This window comes from Candidatus Hydrogenedentota bacterium (assembly GCA_012523015.1).
Classification (GTDB): Bacteria; Hydrogenedentota; Hydrogenedentia; order Hydrogenedentales; family CAITNO01; genus JAAYBJ01.
In genome coordinates this window covers 1-4,660 of the sequence record JAAYJI010000038.1, presented here as the reverse complement: position 1 = coordinate 4,660, position 4,660 = coordinate 1, and the positions used below count along the sequence as shown (strand labels likewise).

The window sequence follows — 4,660 nt, the reverse complement described above, 5'->3', positions numbered from 1 at the left end:
GGATTCATTTGAGCATATAAATAGTCTTCTCGGCTGCATTTGAGTTCGACATAGTCATCAGCTACCAAGCGATGGCCTCGTTCGACAAGTTCCAAGGCGGTTTCACTTTTTCCGATGCCCGCCTTACCGACAAGCAGACATCCAATGCCGTAGACGTCGACGGCGGTGCCGTGACAGGAGGTTTCCGGCGCGAATTCTTCACTAAGAAAGAGGATGATGCGGCTGATCACTTCAGCGGTGCTCATGGCCGTGCGCAATACAGGGATACCATTTCTATTGCACATATTCAGGAAAACAGCGGGCGGCGTCAAGTTACGGGATAAAACAAATACAGGGATTTCAAAGGAAAACATGTTGGCAAGAACCGTAGCCAGTACGGAAGGCTCCATGCGCTCCATGAAATGAATCTCTGTGTTCCCCAAGATTTGCACGCGATCATTGGCAAAATAATCCAAGTAGCCGCTCAGCGCCAGCCCCGGTCGGTTCACATCCCACGTGCATACGGGACGCCCGGTTCCTTGGAATCCTGCCAGCAGTTCAAAATCCAATTCTACAGTAACATAATCGAGTAGTCTGGATACGGGGATATTATTTTTCCGTTTGATAAGCAGCGCGTTAAAATCCATCTGCCTCTTTCATGCAATTCCAATTTGCGGCCGTATCCGCGGAGATTCGGAATTTAATTAATAGGCCGGTTCAATTAGGCCGTAAGTATTATTTTCGCGGGTATATAAAACATTCACTTGCGAGGTGTCGGCGTTCGAAAAAACCAAGAAGGGCTCATCCACAAGATCAAGCTGCATCATGGCTTCATCAACGGTCATGGGCTTCATACTCAGTTTTTCGCGCTGCACAATATGGTGTGTAGACTCGCTATCCTGGGTATTATCTTCTTGCTCCGCTTCTGAATTCATACCGAGTATGGCGTGACTATAGCTAAGCCCGAAACGATCGGGCCGCTGTTGGTGACGGTTAATCCGATCTTTGTATTTGCGGACCTGTTTTTCCAGCTTTGACATGACCGTGTCCAAAGAAGCGTACATATCGGAAGACACTTCTTTGCTGTGGATGCGCACACCATTGGCGTGAAGACTAACCTCTGCTATATGCCGATGTTTCTCCACATCGAGAATTACATCGATATCAATAGCCTTGTCAAAGTGAATTTTGAGTTTTTTCACTTGACTCTCAATATACATCCTCAGCGCCTCCGTCATCTCCATGTGACGACCCGTGATTGTTAAATTCATAAATGATTTCTCCTCTATCAATCCAATAATCGTACCAACAAAAGCATATCACGTATAGAAATATTCAGTCAAAATATCGCCCATCTCCAAAAATAGGAGGAAAGAATATTTCAACATCCTTTACGTTCTTTTATATATAACGAGAATCTTGTCAAAATAAACAACAATAAAGCTTTAAAAATTTTCCACGGCGCCAAGACTATCAGAAATAAGGTGGAGAAGCTGCTTCGATTACGGAAAGATCGAGAGAGAATAGATCGACGGTGTTCATCAAAAAAAGATAGGTCGAGTTGTCGCCACGACAGAAATAGGAACCCAACAAAAAATTTTGTGTCCCCCAAAAGCGCACAACAAAAAAATCAAGTTCTCCTTTTTGTCAAGAGTTTACTTGGCCATGCAGAGAGGCACCCTCGGGCTTGCGCAGGAATCAAAGCACGAAAAAACGTTTTAGTACCTCTGAAAATCAGTGAAGAAGAAAGGTGTATAACAGAGCCGCAACTCGATTTTATACCGCTATAATTGACTGAAATAATTGTCTGCCCTCGGCTTGAGATACTGAGCTCGACTTTTCGTTTCTCCACATCTCTTTATTCGTTTGTTTCTCTGCCCTAAATTTGCTAGAGTAAAGTCTTGACAAAGTGGGTTATATTTGATATTATAGGTAAAAGATCAGCGACCTCGATTTTTTGAAGGGTTGCTAAAACAAGGAAAATTGAAGGTAAACGTAATAGTTAATCAGCGTCAATTTTTGAATCGGTCTTCCTGTGAGGACCGCTATGGACAGGAGGGATCGGCACTTGGGTTTTCGTAAACCAAAAAAGGCCATTGGACTTGACATCGGTACCCATGCTGTTAAAGTGGTGCTTATGTCGCGGTCTAGAGGACGCCTGAACATAGAACAGGCGGGGTTTTCTCGCGTTGATCGCAATCAATACGAGAACGACCCTGTATTAGCGCAAACACTTGCCATTTTGGACGCCACCTCAAAAATCCAAACTAAAAATGCTTTGGTTGTGGCTTCTTTACCCGGTCAGACCGTCGTTGTTCGCTATCCGCGCCTTATTGATATTCCTCGTGATCAATTGGAGAGTACCATTGCCACGGAGGCGGCCAACAACATTCCTTATGATCTCAACGATGTGTTTATGGATTGGTCTGTTCTTGAAAAGTATCAAGAAGATAATCGTGAGGTCACCAAGATCTTGATCGTTGCCGCCATGCGCGAAGTGATTCGAGCGCGTTTAAAATTGTTGAGCAATGCCGGCGTGACCTGCGGTATTATCGGCGTGGATTCCCTTGCCTTGTCCGACGGCGCAGAGGCATGCAACTTATACACAAAAACCGAATCGGTTGCCATCATTGATATTGGGCTGTCCTCGTCTACCGTTCATTTCGTTAAGAACGGCATTTCAAACTTTATTCGCGACGTCAATTGGGGTTCCCGCGAATTAATTCAAGCCGTTACCAAAGCGCTTCATTGCAGCCAAGAAGAAGCGATGAATCTCATTGAGCAGTTTGAGCCGCCCGAAACATCTGCCGACTGGGAAGGCTCCGCTACCATGGTCAACACCGATACGGGCGAAGTGCCTTTAGCGGAGCTTCCGGGCACGGGCGATTTTAGTGGTTCTCTACTGGATCCCCTTGATGAGGAAGATGCCTTCGCCATGCCTGAAAGCAGTATTCCTGTGGCGATGGAACATCAGCGGGAAATTCAAATACAAGAAGCGGTAACAGGTCCGCTCAATCGATTTGCTATTGAATTGAGACGTTCCTTCGACTATTACGAACACCAATTATATGAACACCCGGTGGATAGAATTCTTCTGTCCGGCGGGCTAGCCCGTTTCCCTTTGCTGGCCAACGCCTTGGAAGAAGAATTAGGCTTTGGTGTTATTGATATTGCCTCACCGGTCAACAGTGCCGTCCATGTTCCTGCAACAGCGACTGTGCAGCAATTGCTCAACCATCCTGCACAGTTCATGGTTGCTGTTGGTCTGGCGACGCGTGGCATGGTGGATTTATGAGGATGCCGAAATTATGATAAAGATCAATCTGCTTCCCGTCGAGTTACGGCCCATACAGCGCACACCGCTGCCTCATATTTTTAGCTTGGTTGTGCTGGGTGCAACGATTATATTTTTGGGCAATTCTTTTGTCAGTCTGCAGACGAAATTGAACAGTGTGGAACGTCAAGTTAAATCGACGCAAAAGAAACTTGACGCCTTAGAATCGACCGTTCAAGAATTTGAATCATTACAGAATCAAAAAGAAATGCTTCAAAAGAAGATTGGCGCCATTCAAACGATTCTCGCCGATCGATGGGTCTGGTCTGAACATTTGCATCTTTTGGCTACCTTAACGCCTGAAAATATTTGGTACAAACGGATTCGTGTTTTATCGCGCAAATTTACCGAAGAACGGCCTGCCATCAATTCGAAGACGGGCAAAGAAGAAATAGACCCCAAGACCGGTAAAGTGAAGACTACGCGTATAAGTGTGGATCGCAGTGTATTAGAAATATCAGGCTATGCCATTGATGACGAAACGGGCCTAAGCAGTACGGGAAGTTTGGCGACGAATACGACCATGGACGAAGATTTTTCACGGTCTTTTTCGCTGCAAACTTCCAAAATAACGGATACAGAATTTGATGGCTACCCGGCTCGTGAATTTACCTTTGAATATTTAATTAACGGCTAGGGATCATAAACCACGACTCCGGCCTATGAGAAGCTTCATAGGTTGGAAGGGAAGTCAAAAGGTAACGATAGCATATGACGGACATACAACAAGGTAAAGTGACGCGACAAGACTTGATCTTTGTCGCAACAGTGATCCTGATTGCCGCGCTGCTCTTTGTCGCATTTTATTTTTTCGGATATCGCAGGATCAATCAAGCTATTGATACGCGTAGTGATGATCTCAAAACGGTGCAGGCTAATTTGAAACAGGCGGAAGAAGTAAACAAATCCATTGATCTGTTGCGTGAAGAAGCACAGGAAATGAAAATACTGGTCGATATCTTTGAAGACCGCCTGCCCGACGAACGAGAAATACCGAGACTGTTAAATCGCTTTGAGTTGCTGGGCGCAGAAATAGGGTTGCGTGTGCAATTGTCATCGCTGCCTACTTCCACCTCGGGAGACACAGAAATTATTCCTTATAAAGTGACGGCATACGGGCAATTCCACCAGATCGCCACTTTCATCAATATGCTTGAGCGCGATGAGCGTTATCTCAAAGTATCGGAATTGGATATTAATGAAGAAAAAGACGGTGTTTCCTCCGCGTCTTTTATCTTGAGTACATTCAGGTTTATCAGTAAAGCGGACACCTCAAAATGAATGAACAAAACAAGAAGCAAATTATAATGGCCGCTGTTCTCGGCGTCGTATTGGTCGGTGTACTTG

General features: G+C 45.2%; 5 protein-coding genes. 3 read left to right on the top strand and 2 right to left on the bottom strand.

Annotated elements, in window-relative coordinates; genetic code table 11:
* Window positions 1-626: HPr kinase/phosphorylase (locus tag GX117_01655; GenBank protein NLO32051.1), on the bottom strand; the 626-nt coding region annotated here is incomplete at its 3' end.
* A gap of 57 nt (window positions 627-683) precedes the next feature.
* The gene (gene raiA / locus GX117_01650; GenBank protein NLO32050.1) at window positions 684-1,250 is read right to left on the bottom strand and encodes a ribosome-associated translation inhibitor RaiA; all 567 of its coding nucleotides are present in this window, start codon (window positions 1,248-1,250) and stop codon (window positions 684-686) included.
* A 797-nt stretch (window positions 1,251-2,047) separates the two neighbouring features.
* Here raiA and pilM point away from each other — a divergent pair.
* The 3 genes from pilM (at window position 2,048) to pilO (ending at window position 4,594) form a co-directional block, all read left to right on the top strand.
* A complete protein-coding gene (gene pilM / locus GX117_01645) occupies window positions 2,048-3,274 on the top strand; it encodes a type IV pilus assembly protein PilM (protein ID NLO32049.1) in 1,227 nt (408 codons plus the stop codon).
* 13 nt (window positions 3,275-3,287) lie between these two features.
* Window positions 3,288-3,950, top strand: a complete 663-nt coding sequence (locus GX117_01640; GenBank protein ID NLO32048.1) for a hypothetical protein — start codon at window positions 3,288-3,290, stop codon at window positions 3,948-3,950.
* Window positions 3,951-4,024: 74 nt separating this feature from the next.
* Window positions 4,025-4,594 carry a type 4a pilus biogenesis protein PilO gene (gene pilO / locus GX117_01635; protein ID NLO32047.1) on the top strand — a complete coding sequence of 190 codons (570 nt, stop codon included), beginning with the start codon at window positions 4,025-4,027 and terminating at the stop codon, window positions 4,592-4,594.
* The last annotated feature ends 66 nt before the right edge of the window (window positions 4,595-4,660 follow it).

Coding starts and splice junctions, on each gene's coding strand:
- raiA (NLO32050.1), bottom strand. CDS start 1,250: ATGAATTTAACAATCACGGGTCGTCACATGGAGATGACGGAGGCGCTG.
- GX117_01640 (NLO32048.1), top strand. CDS start 3,288: ATGATAAAGATCAATCTGCTTCCCGTCGAGTTACGGCCCATACAGCGC.
- pilO (NLO32047.1), top strand. CDS start 4,025: ATGACGGACATACAACAAGGTAAAGTGACGCGACAAGACTTGATCTTT.